Genomic DNA, 13,920 nt, shown 5'->3' with positions numbered 1-13,920 from the left:
CCGCCCAACGCCCCACACAAACACGGGGGGGTGCAAAAAAAACAACACGGTGGCGCGTTTTTCCCCCGGGCCCCCAACCCCCCCCCCGCGGGCCCGCCCCCCGCCGGGGCCGCCACACACACATGCCGCATATCGCCAAAGACAGCGACTACCAGCGTGCGCTCAGGGAAGTCGAAGGGCTGATGAGGGCTAAGCCCAACACGCCAGAGGGCGAGCGTCTCGACGCCTTGGTGACTCTCGTCGAGACCTGGGAAGCAAAACACCATCGCATGGAGGAAACATGAAAATCACCTTACGGGCTGCTCTGTTGCTCGCTGTAGGACTCTTCATCTTCACGGCGCCGCTGAACGCCCAGACCGCCCTGTCCCTGGGCACGTCCACCGTGGGCGCCCGGTTCCACATTCTTGCGGTGGGCATGGGCGATACCGTGAGCCGGAACTCCAACATCAGCGTGACGGTGGAGCCCATCGGCGGCAGCGACGCCAACGTGCGGGCGCTGACGGCGAAGCGCATCGAGGTGGCGATGCTGAACTCGCTGGCCGGGACCCACGGTTACCACGGCATCGGGTCGTTCAAGAAGGACGGCAAGGCGCCGTTGCGGCTGCTGTTTCAGGGCGGTCTCGGGGCCCGCGCCATCGTCGCCCGTGGCGATCGCGGCATCAACACGCCCGCGGACCTCAACGGCAAGACCGTGCAGGGGAGGCGGAAGTCGCTGGCGGACCTCGAAGCCTTCACCCGCGCGATCATGCGGGTCTACGGTATCCCGGAGAACGGCGTGAAGATCCTCCGCCACGGCAATACCAACGAACAACTCGAATCCCTCAAGCTGGGAGTCGCGGACGCGGCGGTGATGCCCTTCGGCAGCCCGAAAACGGGCTCGCCTCCGATCCGGCGCCTCGCTCAGGCCATCTCCCTCAAGGTCATCCCCATCCCCGCGGACAAGGCGGGAGATATCCTCAAGGACCCCCGGCTTCAGGGATACCGGCAGGCAACCATCAGCAAGGGCTCCATCAAGGGCCTGGACGCGGACGTGAACTCCCTGGCGGTGGGGACCTTCACCGCCACACGGGCGGACATGCCGGACGACGCCATGTACACCTTCACCAAGGCGTTCTTCGAGAACCTGAAGCAGTTCTACCCGGTGCACGCGTCGGCGAAGCAGTACACGCTCAAGGGGAGCCTGGAGAATCCGACGATCCCGTATCACCCGGGCGCCATCCGGTACTACAAGGAGGTCGGCGCCTGGACGGACGCGCTGGCGAAGAAACAGGACGAATTGCTCAAGAACCAGTGAGCGGACCTGTCCCCTTCTTCATGCGGATGACAGCATACGGGACCACGGATGGCTGAAATCGGGTCCGTCGAACCGATCCCGGCCCAGGACGCACGCACGTCCTGGGACCGGGTCATCGATCTCCTCGCCTTCCTGACCGCCGTCTACCACCTCATCGTGGTGGGGCGGACGTTCATCTACCTGGGGATCTTCTACCCGACTCCCTTCCACCGAGCCGTGAGCCTGACGTTCGCGCTGCTCATGGCCTACCTCATTCACATGCGCCGGCGGGACAGCCGGGGCGCGGGTTTCTGGGCGGACCTGGGGCTCCTGGTCATGGCCATGGCGCCCCTGGGCTTCATCATCTTCTTCTACGAGCACGTTACCGACTACGACGAATACGGCTTTCTGGATCTCGCCGGCATGGCCCTGGCCTTCTCCCTGGCCATTTCCCTGCTGGTGGCGCTCAAGCGGGCCGTGGGCTGGGTGCTGGTGACCATCGTGTGCCTGTTCCTGGCGGTGGCGCGGTACCAGAACATCCTGCCGGGGCTGCTTTTCGGCAAGGGCTACGCCTGGGACCGGCTCACCTACGCGGTGTACGTTCCCGGCGAGGGCATCTTCGGCGTGCCGCTGGGGGTGGCCTCCACCATCGTCATCGTGTTCCTGATGTTCGCCCACATGCTGCAAAGGGCCGGCGTGGGCGAGTGGTTCAGCGAGCTGGCCATGGCCATCGCCGGCTGGACCCGCGGCGGCGCGGCCAAGACGGCGGTGCTCGCGTCGGCGTTCTTCGGCACCATCTCGGGCTCGCCGTCGGCCAACGCCGCCACCACCGGCGCGGTGACCATCCCGCTCATGGTCCGGGCCGGCTACCGCCCGGCCTTCGCCGGCGCGGTGGAGGCGGCCTCGTCCGCGGGCGGCCAGATCCTGCCGCCGGTGATGGGCGCCATCGCGTTCGTGATGGCGGATTTCCTCGGCGCGCCGTACTACCAGATCGCGCTGGCCGCCGCCCTCCCCGCGTTCCTCTATTTCGTCATCGTCTTCATGGGGGTGGACTTCGAGGCCGCGCGGCGGGGGCTGGCCGGCATGCCGCGGAACGAACTGCCGGCCCTTGGGCCGACCTTCAGGAGGGGATGGTTCTTCCTGCTGCCCATCGGCCTCATGATCTACCTGATGCTGGTGGAGAAGTTCGATCCCGACATGGCCGGCATCTTCAGCCTGCCGTTGCTTGTGGCGGTGAGTTTTCTGTCCAAGGATCGCACCAAGCGGTTGTATCCCGAGCAGATCCACGGTGCCCTGGTGTCGGCGGTGAAGGCGTGGATCCCACTGGCCATCCTCACCGCCGCGGTGGGGATGCTGGTGGCGGCTCTGGGGCTCAGCGGCCTGGGGACGAAGTTCTCGCGGGCACTGGTGGACCTGAGCGGCGGCAACCTGACCGTGGCCCTGGCCATGGTGGGGATTGCGAGCCTGATCCTGGGCATGGGCATGGACTCCCTGCCCGCCTACATCACCGTGGCCACGCTGTGCGCGCCGGCGCTGGTACTGATGGGCGTGTCGGAGCTGGCCGCCCACCTCTTCGTGGTCTACTGGGGGTTGGCGTCCCACATCACGCCGCCGGTGTGCGTCACCGTGTTCGTCACATGCAGCATCAGCGGCGCCAGTATCTGGGAAACCGGCAAGGACGCCGTGCGCCTTGCCATCGGCAAGTACCTGCTGCCGTTTTCCTTCGCCCTCCACCCCGCCCTGCTGCTGCAAGGTACGCTGGACGCGGTGCTACTGGCGGCGCTATCGGCGCTGATAGGGGCCGTCAGCCTGTCCGCCGGGACCATCGGCTACGGACTCGTGGCGCTGACTTGGCCCGTACGGGCCGTGCTCATCGCCGGCGGCGTGCTGTTGATCCTGCCGGGCTGGAACATGCTCGGGATGGGGTCAGCCCTGGTAGTGGCGGGGTTGCTGATGCAACTGCGCGGCTGGCGGGCGGCGCGGGCCTGAGGACTCGTGTACCTCAATGATGGCGTCCTTCGACTTCGCTTCGCTACGCTCCGGACGAACGGTTCCAGGAAACTGTCCCCATTTGTCCGGCCGTCTCCGTTCTCAAACCGCTTCCTTCTAAACCATCTCCTCCAGCAGCCGCCCGTAACCCATCACGTGCTCGTTCACGTGGAGCCGTTTCTGGATGGCCCACACCCGCGCGGGGACCGGGTGCACCACCGGCACTTGGAGGTCCTGCTCCAGCAGCTCGATGATGTCCAGCGTGCGCCAGCCGGAGCCGAGCATGTAGATGGCGTCGGCGCCCTTGTGCTTCAGGAACGCGTTCCGTATGTGGGCGTACACCTCCTGCCCGGCGAGCTTGCCCACGTCCTCGAAGTCCACCGGAATGCCTTCCATGGCCAGCACGTCGAAGCCCGCCTCCACGAAATACTTGGCGAAGGTGTCGTTGATCTTGCCGGTGAAGTAGGTGACGCCGAGGATCTTTCTTGCCTTGAGCGCCTTGAGGGCTTCGATCTGGGTCTGGCCGGCCGTGACCATGGGGACCTTGTACTTGCGCTCCCACGCACGGATGGTACGCCGTTCGCCCTTGACTCCCTGGAACATGAAGGGCGGGGCGCCCTCCGGGTGAATGAGGTCGACTCCGTAGCCGGCCAGCTCGGCCACCCGTTCCTCGTAGGCCTTCATGGCCTGCTGGAACTCGTCCGCGGTGCCGCGCTGGAAGCCGATGAAGAGCGGGATGATGCCGATGCCCTCGGGCATCATGCGGATGAATTCCTCCAGGGATCCCGGACGCATGGTGGGCTTGACCACGCCGATGGTGCCGCGCCAGCTCGTGTATGCCATTCAAGACTCCTTTTCTTGATCGAAGATGGAAACCTCTCGGACCTATCCGAAGCCCTGGAGTTTTTCAACTCGCGCCCCGCCCGGTCCACCGACGGCATCGAGACCAGTCCTGCCCGATCGGAACACGCCTTGCCGACCGCGGGAATTCCTGCACATATTCGTCCGTGGCCGCCAACGTCGACACGGAACCCCGCACATCCGCCCGCCGGAGCGATCCGGCCTGAGCCGTGGACAGCCTGTACATCCCGCTGCTGGCCCTGGGCGCCGCCCTGTGCTTTTCTTCGGGCCAGATCTGCTCCCGGCTGGGGCTGAAGTACGGCACTCCCACGAGCGCCACCTCCTTTTCCCTCTTCACCTCCACGGTTATCCTGTTCGTGGCGCTGGGTCCGTTCATTTCCTGGGAACACGCGCCGCCGGTGGGGCTGCTGCTGTTCATCGGCGCTGGGGTGTTGTCGCCGTTCTGCACGCAGATCCTGCTGTTCGTCTCGGCCACCAAGGTGGGCATCTCCAGGGCATCCCCGCTGCGCAACACCACGCCGCTGTTCGCGGGCCTCATGGCGGTGCTGGTGCTGGGGGAAACCGTGACCGTCGCCATCGCCACGGGCACGCTGCTCATCATCATCGGCGCGAGCCTGCTGGGAATGAAGGACTCCGAGGCGGCCGCGCCCTACCAGCCCATCTACCTGCTGCTGCCCATCATGGCCGCGTTCCTGGGCGGCTTTTCCAGCCCCATGCGCAAGCTGGGCTACAGCATGATCGACTCCGTGCCGCTGGCCATCTGGATGGTGCAGGGGGGCGGGTTCGCGGCCCTGTTGCTCTACCTGCTGGTGACCGGGAAATATCGGGAACTGGTCTTCCGGCGGGAGACGCTGTGGTGGTTCGGATTGTCGGGGGTGCTCAACAGCGTGGCCGTGTCGCTTAACATGACCGCCCTGGAGATGGGCGACGTCGTGCTGGTGTCGCCGCTCATCGCCACCACACCCCTCTTCACCGTGATCCTGAGCACGGTCTTCCTGCGCTCCCTGGAGCGCGTGACGCTCAAGGTGCTGGTGGGAGCGGCGTCCATCTGTCTCGGCGGGATCGTGCTCACCACGTTCTGAAGCGAACGGGTGCGCACGGCGCACGGGACTACTTGAGAAGCCTCCCGTACCCGGGCAGGGACGGTTTCATGTCCATTCCCTGCAGCGCGTCCCAGATCCACGCCTGTGTGTTGGTGATGACGGGCTTGCCCAGGTCCGCCTCCAGCCGCTCGATGACGGACGACACGCGCCACTTGTTGCACGGCATGTAGATGCCGTCCACGTTGGGGCATTCCTCCAGGACGGCGGCGGCGAGATCGTAGCCGGTCTCCGGCGGGAGGTCCCAGATCTCGTGGGTGTTGTCGTAGCCGAGGCCGCGGTTGGCCGCCACCTCGATGTTGTAATGGTCGAGGAAGCGGATGAGGTTCTCGTCCTGGTCGTGGGGGAACGGCGACGCCATCACCACGCGGTAGACGTCCAGGGCCTTGAAGGCGCGCACCACCGCGGTCAGCACCGTGGAGGCCTTCACCGTGGTGATGTCCCGCACCGAGTCCAGCACCAGCCGGTCCGAACCCGGCCCGCGGTAGGACAGGAACAGCTCGCCCGTAATCATGAGGAAATCCAGGGGGTCTCGGGTGAGGTCGCGGACGACGTCGGCGAAGGCCTCCTCCACCTTGGCGAAGGTCTCGTCCGTGAACGAGGTGACATGGAGAGGCCGCCCCTTTATCTCGATGCCTTCCGGCAGTATGCGGTAGTACTCCTGAACGGTCGGATCGTCCAGATTGGGCGAGATCAGACCCAAAGTCTTCATCAAGTCCTCCATCGAATGCGCATTGGCCGAACGCCCCGCCGCTTCCCTTCCGCGTCGGGTACCGTCCACAAAAAAACCAGCGCGTCCTCCCGGCCGGGCCAGGAAGCGGCTGGTTCGTCTCGGTTCGTTTCAGCCAACCATCTCGTTTGCGTTGCGGCCGGTGCGAACAACGGGGAACCCGCGCTGCCCGTCCGGCTGTAGGACGCCTACCAGAGCCGACTTTCGCTGTCAAGAATCCTTTTGGCGCCTCTTGCACCGTCGCGCCGGCGCCGATGTCCCGTCTTCCGGCTTGACTTTGCGAGCCCGACCCTTTTGAATCCCTCAGCGGAAACGAGGTGAACCATGGCCAACGGAAGGATCGTAGGCGCCCCGGCGACGCGCGGCGAGGGCGAGGACAAGGTGTCGGGCCGGGCGCGCTACACCGCGGACATGGCGGTCCCGGGGATGCTCTGGTGCAAGGTGCTGCGCAGCCCCATCGCCCATGGCCGCATCGCGCGCATCGATGCCGGCAAGGCGCTGGCCGCGCCCGGCGTGCGCGCCGTCGTGACCGGAGCGGACCTCTCCGGGGCGCGCATCGGCAAGAAGCTCGTGGACATGCCGCTTCTGGCGGACGGGGTGGTGCGCTACATCGGCGAGAAGGTCGCGGCCGTTGCCGCCGACAGCGAGGCCGAAGCCGAGACAGCGGCGGCGCTCATCGATGTCGAGTACGAGGAAATGCAGGCGGTACTGGACCCGGTGGAAGCGGCCGAGCCGTCCGCCCCGCTGATCCACCCGGAGGTGACCACCTACCCCGGCCTGCTCCAACCCATGGACGCCCCCAGCAACGTGGCCGTCCGGCTCGAGTGGCGCAAGGGCGACGTGGAGGCGGCGTTCCGGGAGGCCGACCTGGTCGTCGAGAACACCTACACCACGCCGGCGGTGCACCACGGCTACATCGAGCCGCATTGCTGCATCGTGGAAGCCAAGGGAGAAGGCGTGGACGTGTGGGCCTCCACCAAGAGCCTCTTCGCCCTGCGCGACCACATGGCCGGCGCCCTGGGCATCCCGGCCGACAAGATCGTCGCCCATCCCGGCTACCTTGGCGGGGACTTCGGCGGCAAGGGCGACGCCAATGACCTCGCCCTCTGCTACGTCCTCTCGAAGAACACCGGAAAGCCGGTCAAGTACGTCATGGACTACACCGAGGAGCTGATCGCGGGGAACCCGCGCCACGCTTCGGTGACCACCGTCAAGACCGGCGTCAAGAGGAACGGCCTGATCGTCGCCCAGCACATGGACCTGCTCTTCGACAGCGGCGCCTACGGCTCGTACCGTCCCCAAGGCTACCTGGTGGGCGCCCACTCTTCCGGCGGCCCCTACAAGATCGCCCACTTCCTGCTGGTGGAGCGCTACGTCTACACCAACAAGGTGCCGTGCGGCTACATGCGCGCCCCCGGACACCCGCAGGGGTTCTTCGCCAACGAGAGCCAGCTCGACCTCGTGGCGCGCCGGCTGGGCATGGACCCCGCGGAGCTGCGCCGCATCAACTTCATGCACGACGGCGACGTCGACCCCACCGGCATACCCGTGGGGCACATTCAGCCGGATGAGACCCTGGACAACGTCATCGAGACATCGAACTACCACGCATCCAGGCAACCGAACGTCGGGCGCGGCATCGCCCTAGGCCACTGGATGTCCAAGGGCGGCGAATCGTACGTCGACCTGCGGATGGATGCCGACGGGACCGCGACCTTGGGGGCGTCGCTGGTGGACGTGGGCCCCGGCGCCTACACCATGATGCAGCAGGTGGTGGCGCAGGAACTGGACCTGCCGCTGGAGCAGGTGCGCTTCGAGACCGTGGACACCACCCGGGTGGCCAAGGACACCGGCGTGCGCGGCAGCAGCAGCACCCGGGTCCACGGCAACACGGCCTTCGACGCCGCGGACAAGGCCCGCGCCGCGCTCCTGGAGATCGCCGCGGAGCGCATGGGCGTTCCCGCCGGGGAACTCGGGGTCGTCAACGGCGGCATCACGCACCTGCGCTCGGAGCGGCGCATGACCTTCGCCGAGCTGGTGGAGGCCGCGGGCGGCCCCGTGACCGTCACGGGCCACTACGCCAACCCCACGGACGGCCCGGAGACCTCCATGGTGGCGCAGGTGGCCGAGGTGGAGGTGGACCCGGAGACTGGGCAGTTCGCCGTGCGCCGGCTCACCACCGCGCACAACACCGGCACCGTGCTGAATCCCCTGGGGCACCAGGGTCAGATCGACGGCGCGGTGGTCATGGGCCTGGGCTTCGCCCGCTGCGAGGACATCGTCACCGACGGCGGCCGGGTGGTCACCGCCAACCTGGGCGACTACAAGCTGCCCAACATCAAGGACATCCCGGCGCTGCGCACCGAGGTGACCGAAGCGCCGGTGGGGAGCGGTCCCTACGGCAGCATGAGCATCGGCGAGACCGCGGTGATCCCCACGGCCGCGGCGGTGGCCAACGCGGTGGAAGACGCCGTGGGCGTGCGCATCATGGACCTCCCGGTGACCGCCGAGAAGGTGTTCGCGGCGCTCCAGGCCAGGCGCGCCCGATGAAACCTTGACGCGTCCTCCAGCCGCTGTTATCCCAAGAGGACGCCGTACGGGGTGCCCTTGCGCGACCCACACGTCACCCGGAACCGGCCGGAACACAGGAGGTCTTCGAGTCCATGGCCACCATGATTACCAGCGAGTGCATCAACTGCGGCGCTTGCGAACCCGAATGCCCCAACGAAGCCATCACTCAGAACGATGAGATCTACGTCATCGATCCAGTCTTGTGCACCGAGTGTGTGGGCTTCCACGACTACGAAGCGTGCGCCGCGGTGTGTCCCGTGGACTGCTGCGTGACCGACCCCAACAACGTGGAGACCGAAGAGGTGCTTATCGGCCGGGCACGTGAGATTCACGCCGATACCGACTTCGGCGACAGCTTCGAATCTCGGTTCCGGCCCGGCGCGGGCGCCGGCGCCCCAGCCGCCGCGGAGGCGGCCGACGCACCGCCGCAGCCCGACGCAGCCCCGCAGCCGGCAGCCGCCGCGCCGGCCGCGGCCGCGCCGGCAGCCGCACCCCAGCCCGCCGGCGCTCCGGCCGCCGTCTACGCCGACACGTCGCAACCCTCCGTCTCGGTGCCGGCCCCGGACGCGTGGCCCGTGTCCCTGCACTGCTTTGCGTGCGGCGCTACCTACGAGGTGGAAACCGGCCGCCTGACCATCGGCAACGTGCTGTTCTGCCCGGAATGCTTCAAGTCGACGGTGGTAAAGGACGACCTCAACTACCTGGTGCGCACCACCGTGCAACAGTTCCACGACCAGTGGAACGCCGACCTCGCGGCGTTTCTGGAGAGCCGGCAGCGCGAACTGCAGCAGTTCCAGGAACGGCGCGAACGCGAGCTGAAGGCGTTCGAGAAGCTCCAGAAGAAGCAACTCGACGAGTTCGGCAAGCGCCTGGCAAAGCTCACCGAAGACTACCAGGCCCCGGGCAAGCAGATCCCCAAGCGGGCGCTCCTGAGCTGGCGCTCCAAGGCCGCCGGCTAGCCTCGGCTCCGCCGTAGGGTTTGGCCGCGGACTTCCACATAGTTTCGCTGACCCTTCACATCGGGCTGGTGGCGGCGCTGTGGCGCGTGTTGCTGCCGGCGTTGCGGCGCGAGACCGCGACCGAGGCCCGGACCGCGTTCCTCGTGCGCGTGCTGCGGGTGTACAACCCGGCACAGATCGCCCTGCTGGGGATTGCGACCTTGACCGGGGCTTCGCGGATCACCGACCTCAAGGCACTGCACGGGACGGCCTACTCGGAGGAATTCGGTGCCGCCCTGTCGCTGAAGCTGCTGCTGGCCTTCTTCGTCATCATGCTGGGGACCTGGCAGTGCATGGGCATCGCCCATCGATTCGTCCGGCAAACCGAGTCTCCGGAGGGAGTCACCGCCCAAGCGGTGGATCGGTTACTGCGCAAGCTGGACCACTCGTCGGTGCTCATGCTGATCTTTCTGGCGGCCACGGTGTGGGTCGCCCTCTCGCTGTAGGTCCCCCCGTCCCCTTCGTTCCCGGTCCAGCTTGACAAGGGGGGACCGAAGGGCTATTCGTCACCGGTACCAGCGCATGACTCCTGCCAAAGACAGCACGGGAAAGCCCGCTTCCAGGGCAAGAAAACCGGTTCGGAAAACGACGGCATCCAAGGGCGCGGTCAACGAACCCGACGAGACCGAAGATCAGGACCTGCCGAGCGACGCCGCCGGCCGGCTCAAGATCAAGCGGCAGTACGAAGAGCTCCTGGGAATCCGCATCGAGAAGCTCAAGGGGCGCGTCCTCAACCGGGAGAAGATCAACAAGACCATCGAGGGCATCTACTTCATCTGCCTCGAGTGCAAGAAAATCTGCCACAACCTGGACGAAGGTCTCGTGCAGGACTCCGGAACGAACATCTGCTACTGCGAAGGCTGCCGCAAGAGGAAGTGACCCGCCGGCGTCGATGTCCGGCGCCGAACTCCCCTACTCCGCCTGATCCGCCGGACCCTGCCGCTCCGGCCCTTCCATCATCTCCACGCGCCGGGCCGTGGTGACGAACCCCGTGTGCGCCACCATGCGGTGCTGCGGCCGAACGCTCATCTCCTTGACGTGCCAGTAACGGACCAGGGTCTCCATGGTGTCGATGCACGCGAACCCGCCGTGGTCCTTCAGGGAATCCACGAAGCCCTTCACCTGCAGCACCGTCGGCACGTAGCCCAGGAAAACGCCGCCGGGCCGCAGCGCGCGCCAAGCCAGGTCGGTGTGCCGCCAAGGTTCCGGGAGATCGAGAAAGACCCGGTCCACGGTGAGTTCCCGGAGGCCGTCGGCCACGTCCGCCACCTCCAGCGTCCACTGGGGCGCGGCGCCGTAGTAACGGGCCACGTTCCGTTCCGCCGCACGGGCATGCTCCTCCCGTGTCTCGAAGGAGATGACCCGCCCCTCGGGCCCCACCGCCCGCAGCAGCGCCAGCGTGAGCGCCCCCGGGCCGACCCCGGCCTCCACCACCGTCGCTCCCGGATACACGTCGCCCCACATCAGGATCAGGGCCAGGTCCTTGGGATAGATCACCTGCGCCTTGCGCGGCAGGTTCGGGATCAGGCGCTCAAGGGTCGGGCGCAGCACCACGAACCGCTCCCTGAGCGACGACCGCACGCTGAAACCGTCGGGCCGACCCAGGAGGTCGTCCACCGCGATGGTCCCGCCCCGGATGGAGATGGTCTCGCCCGCGCGGAGGGTCTTCAGGTACTCCCGGTCCTTGCGGTCGAAGAAAACGACCGAGTCGCCGTCGCGGAGGGGCTCACCGGTGGCGCGAAGGCCGTGGGACTTGTTTGAATCGGGAATGGTTGCTCCTTGAAGCGCCACGCCGGCCGTTGTGACCCAGCGCGTGGACACACCGCTCAAGCCTCGACCGTGTTCGACTTGGCGGCGACATGCCAGATGGTTGCAAGCACGGCCAGGAGCAGCATCGGTGCGGCACCGATGTTCACCCAGGTCCAGCCCAGGAAATGGATGACCGCGCCGGATGACAGGGACCCGATGGCCACCACCGTGTAGATGATCTGATTCATCATTCCCTGGGTCTTGTTGCGTTCCGACGGGGTGTAGGCGGTGGTCATGAGGGTCGTGGCGGCCGTGTAGGTAAAGTTCCAGCCGACCCCGAGCAACACCATCGCCAGCCAGAAATGGAAGACGTGGTCGTCCACCAGGGCGACGGTGATACAGGCGCCTTGGAGGACGAGGCCGGTCACGATGATCGGTATTTCGCCGAACCGCTTGACCAGCGAACCCGTAAAGAACCCGGGCGCGAACATCGACACGGAGTGTGACGAGATCACCGTGGCCACGGAACCGAAAGCATGGCCGCCGTGGGCGATCATGGCCACCGGCGTCGCCGTCATCAGGAAGTTCATCACGCTTTGGGCCACCGTCGCGGAGACCGCCGCGACGACGAACACCGGCTGCCTGATGATTTCCAGCAGCGGCCGCTGCTCCCCTTCCCGTTGCTCCCTGGTCAGGTTCGGGATGTTGAGGAACATCAGCGCCAGCGCCGCCAGAAGCCCGGTCCCGATCATGAACAGGAATGCGCCGGCGAAAAGGTGGCTGTTCAAGAGCCCTTTTCCCCAGTTCGCCAGATTGGGGCCCGCGAACCCGGCGAACACGCCGCCGGCGAGCACAAACGAAATGGCCTTGGGGCGGAACTCCTTCGAGGCCGCGTCCGCCACCGCGAACCGGTAGAGCTGGGAAAAGCTGGAAAACAACCCGTACAGAAAACCGCCCAGCAGAAGCAGCCAGAAGTTCCCGAAGAGGACGGCGGAGGTGCAGGATATCCCGCTGGCCGCGGCCAGGACGGTGCCGCAGAGGAAACCGATCTTCCGCCCGAACCGGCGCGTGAATAGCGAGGTGGGCATGGCGGCCAAGGCGGCGCCGACCACGATCAGACCGGTCGGCAAGGTCACCAGCGCGGGATGCGGTGCAATCAGCAGCGCGACGACCGGGGATGTCACCATGAAGAGGCCGCGCCCCGTGCCGGACAGCATTTGACAGGTTCCGAGAACCAGGACGTTCTTATGGTCGGATTGCACGGCTCTCCTTGTCCAGGCAACGCCGTCCTCCGAGACGGCTCTCAAGCCAAGGTCCCGGCCGAAATGTTCGTGATATCGACAAGTTGGATGGCGGAGAGGAGGGGATTCGAACCCCTGGTACCCTTTTGGGGTACACACGATTTCCAGTCGTGCACCTTAAGCCAGACTCGGTCACCTCTCCGTTGGACGTGGGGGATCGGGCCGTCCGTATCGTCCGGCCCCGGCGGACAAGGCGTCTGTCAGCCGGTCCACACCGTGTCAGCCGGTCCACACCGAAGTTTGTAGCATTAAGGCGAGGAGTTGGCGACTGTACGGAACGGCACGGACGCGGATAACCACCCTCTCCCCTCAGGTGGCAACGTCCCTGGCCCAGTCCCGGTTGCGGCGGTACCAGTCCACCAGCGCGCCGACGCCCGCGGCGAAATCGGTCTCGGGTTGCCAGCCCAGCAGGCGGCGGGCCTTGGAGATGTCGGCCCAGGTGGCGTCGACGTCCGCGGGGTGACGGTCCCGGTACCGGATGGTGGCGCGCTGGCCCAGGAGGCCCTCTACCAAGTGGAGGGCGTCGTTGAGGACGATGGGCCGGTCGGAGCCGAGATTGATGATCTCGTACCCGGGCGCGGTCGCCAGCGCCGCCAGGACGCCGCGGGCGACGTCGTCGACGTAGGTGAAATCGCGCTGCTGGGTGCCGTCGCCGAACACCGTGACCTCCCGCCCTTCGCTGATCCACTGGACGAAGCGGAAGAGGCTCATGTCCGGCCGGCCGGCCGGGCCGAACACGGTGAAAAACCTCAAGACGGTGACGTCCATGCCGTACAGGGCGTGGTACGTGTGCGCCATGACCTCGGCGGCCTTCTTGGAGGCGGCGTAGGGCGACAGCGGGCGGTCGGTGGCGGCGTCCTCCCGGAAGGGGCGCGGGTTGTCGCCGCCGTAGAGGCTCGACGTGGACGCGAGCACGAACTTCCGGATCTCCCGGGTCCGGCACAGGTCCAGCAGGTTCAGGGTTCCCGTGACGTTGGTGGAAACATAGGCCCAGGGGTCGTCGACGGAGGCGCGCACCCCGGCGCGGGCCGCCAGGTTGATCACCGCGCTTACCGGCCCTGTTGCTTCCACCGCCCGCGTCAGGGCCGGCAACGCCCCGCGGTCGCTGATGTCCGCGCGGATGAACGCGAAGCCCGGCCGCCCCCGGAGCCGTTCCAGGCGCCATTCCTTGAGGCGCACGTCGTAGGCGGCATTGAGGTCGTCGACGGCGATGACGGCATCGCCGCGCGCGAGCAGCAACTCGCACACCTTCCAGCCGATGAAGCCGCACGCTCCGGTGACGAGGATGGTACTCATGGGATGGATTTCCGGGCCTCCGCGAACCCGCGCCGCTTGAACAATCGTCCGG

Annotated in this window: 11 protein-coding genes, 1 tRNA gene and 2 pseudogenes; 8 read left to right on the top strand and 6 right to left on the bottom strand. The window is 66.7% G+C overall.

Annotated elements, in window-relative coordinates; all coding sequences use genetic code 11:
• Positions 1-122 precede the first annotated feature (122 nt).
• The 3 genes and pseudogenes from OXU42_02670 to OXU42_02660 all read left to right on the top strand — a co-directional run bounded on the left by OXU42_02670 (position 123) and on the right by OXU42_02660 (position 3,262).
• Positions 123-275: pseudogene (locus OXU42_02670) on the top strand (transcriptional regulator).
• Positions 276-280: 5 nt separating this feature from the next.
• A complete protein-coding gene (locus OXU42_02665; protein MDE0028291.1) occupies positions 281-1,294 on the top strand; it encodes a TAXI family TRAP transporter solute-binding subunit in 1,014 nt (337 codons plus the stop codon).
• 48 nt (positions 1,295-1,342) lie between these two features.
• Positions 1,343-3,262 (top strand): TRAP transporter fused permease subunit, encoded by a 1,920-nt coding sequence (locus OXU42_02660; GenBank protein ID MDE0028290.1) that lies wholly within the window; start codon positions 1,343-1,345, stop codon positions 3,260-3,262.
• Between the two features lie 117 nt (positions 3,263-3,379).
• Here OXU42_02660 and OXU42_02655 read toward each other — a convergent pair whose 3' ends face one another.
• Positions 3,380-4,105, bottom strand: a complete 726-nt coding sequence (locus OXU42_02655) for a hypothetical protein (protein MDE0028289.1) — start codon at positions 4,103-4,105, stop codon at positions 3,380-3,382.
• 227 nt (positions 4,106-4,332) lie between these two features.
• Between OXU42_02655 and OXU42_02650 the strand changes: the two genes are divergently transcribed.
• Complete coding sequence (locus tag OXU42_02650) at positions 4,333-5,205, top strand: DMT family transporter (protein MDE0028288.1); 873 nt, start codon at positions 4,333-4,335, stop codon at positions 5,203-5,205.
• 28 nt (positions 5,206-5,233) lie between these two features.
• On the opposite strand, the gene OXU42_02645 is transcribed toward OXU42_02650, so the two are convergent.
• Positions 5,234-5,935: a hypothetical protein gene (locus OXU42_02645; protein MDE0028287.1), complete on the bottom strand. Its 702-nt coding sequence runs from the start codon at positions 5,933-5,935 to the stop codon at positions 5,234-5,236.
• Between the two features lie 342 nt (positions 5,936-6,277).
• Between OXU42_02645 and OXU42_02640 the strand changes: the two genes are divergently transcribed.
• The 4 genes and pseudogenes from OXU42_02640 (at position 6,278) to OXU42_02625 (ending at position 10,401) form a co-directional block, all read left to right on the top strand.
• Positions 6,278-8,503, top strand: coding sequence for a xanthine dehydrogenase family protein molybdopterin-binding subunit (locus tag OXU42_02640; GenBank protein ID MDE0028286.1), 2,226 nt, complete (start codon positions 6,278-6,280; stop codon positions 8,501-8,503).
• Positions 8,504-8,616: 113 nt separating this feature from the next.
• A pseudogene (locus OXU42_02635) lies at positions 8,617-8,832 on the top strand (YfhL family 4Fe-4S dicluster ferredoxin).
• A 671-nt stretch (positions 8,833-9,503) separates the two neighbouring features.
• Entirely contained in the window at positions 9,504-9,968 is a 465-nt protein-coding gene (locus OXU42_02630) for a hypothetical protein (GenBank protein ID MDE0028285.1), read from the top strand.
• A gap of 76 nt (positions 9,969-10,044) precedes the next feature.
• Entirely contained in the window at positions 10,045-10,401 is a 357-nt protein-coding gene (locus tag OXU42_02625) for a hypothetical protein (GenBank protein MDE0028284.1), read from the top strand.
• A 33-nt stretch (positions 10,402-10,434) separates the two neighbouring features.
• On the opposite strand, the gene OXU42_02620 is transcribed toward OXU42_02625, so the two are convergent.
• The 4 genes from OXU42_02620 to OXU42_02605 all read right to left on the bottom strand — a co-directional run bounded on the left by OXU42_02620 (position 10,435) and on the right by OXU42_02605 (position 13,868).
• A complete protein-coding gene (locus OXU42_02620) occupies positions 10,435-11,343 on the bottom strand; it encodes a tRNA (adenine-N1)-methyltransferase (protein ID MDE0028283.1) in 909 nt (302 codons plus the stop codon).
• 5 nt (positions 11,344-11,348) lie between these two features.
• Positions 11,349-12,533, bottom strand: a complete 1,185-nt coding sequence (locus OXU42_02615) for an MFS transporter (protein ID MDE0028282.1) — start codon at positions 12,531-12,533, stop codon at positions 11,349-11,351.
• A gap of 88 nt (positions 12,534-12,621) precedes the next feature.
• Positions 12,622-12,714 (bottom strand) — tRNA-Ser (locus tag OXU42_02610).
• A gap of 167 nt (positions 12,715-12,881) precedes the next feature.
• On the bottom strand, positions 12,882-13,868 hold the full coding sequence (locus tag OXU42_02605; protein ID MDE0028281.1) for an SDR family NAD(P)-dependent oxidoreductase: 987 nt from the start codon (positions 13,866-13,868) through the stop codon (positions 12,882-12,884).
• Positions 13,869-13,920 lie beyond the last annotated feature (52 nt).

The sequence above is a fragment of the Deltaproteobacteria bacterium genome, from assembly GCA_028818775.1.
GTDB lineage: Bacteria > Desulfobacterota > Binatia > UBA9968 > JAJDTQ01 > JAJDTQ01.
This window is presented reverse-complemented; position numbering and strand designations above follow the sequence as displayed.

Bases quoted from the DNA above. Each gene is read 5' to 3' on its own strand.
- OXU42_02665 (MDE0028291.1), top strand. From the start codon at position 281: ATGAAAATCACCTTACGGGCTGCTCTGTTGCTCGCTGTAGGACTCTTC.
- OXU42_02660 (MDE0028290.1), top strand. From the start codon at position 1,343: ATGGCTGAAATCGGGTCCGTCGAACCGATCCCGGCCCAGGACGCACGC.
- OXU42_02655 (MDE0028289.1), bottom strand. From the start codon at position 4,105: ATGGCATACACGAGCTGGCGCGGCACCATCGGCGTGGTCAAGCCCACC.
- OXU42_02645 (MDE0028287.1), bottom strand. From the start codon at position 5,935: ATGAAGACTTTGGGTCTGATCTCGCCCAATCTGGACGATCCGACCGTT.
- OXU42_02640 (MDE0028286.1), top strand. From the start codon at position 6,278: ATGGCCAACGGAAGGATCGTAGGCGCCCCGGCGACGCGCGGCGAGGGC.
- OXU42_02625 (MDE0028284.1), top strand. From the start codon at position 10,045: ATGACTCCTGCCAAAGACAGCACGGGAAAGCCCGCTTCCAGGGCAAGA.
- OXU42_02605 (MDE0028281.1), bottom strand. From the start codon at position 13,868: ATGAGTACCATCCTCGTCACCGGAGCGTGCGGCTTCATCGGCTGGAAG.